General features: G+C 54.8%; 1 protein-coding gene. It reads right to left on the reverse strand.

Translation table 11 applies throughout. The annotated features are described in order from the left end of the window. Positions 1 to 197: hypothetical protein (locus A3709_RS20985; RefSeq protein ID WP_156507883.1), on the reverse strand; the 197-nt coding region annotated here is incomplete at its 3' end. Positions 198 to 281: the final 84 nt, after the last annotated feature.

Here is a 281-nt window from a genome sequence, read left to right on the forward strand (position 1 = left end):
ATCACAATAACCCGGTCATCACCGAAGTTGACCGATGCTCCCGCTTCAACCCGCAGGGTCTGGAATGTGTGGACACCCACCAGAGTCTGACCCAGGTATACACTGGGGTCATCCGCACTCTCGATCAGTAGGCTATTGGCATCATTGCCCGTGATCAGGTACAGCGGGTTGTTCTCGTTGGTGACATCCAGGTCCACCTGGATGTCACCAACGAGAACAACCCGCTGTACCTGATCACGGGCAATGATGCCAATAGCCTACTGATCGAGAGTGCGGATGAC

The organism is Halioglobus sp. HI00S01 (assembly GCF_001635445.1).
Classification (GTDB): Bacteria; Pseudomonadota; Gammaproteobacteria; order Pseudomonadales; family Halieaceae; genus Halioglobus; species Halioglobus japonicus.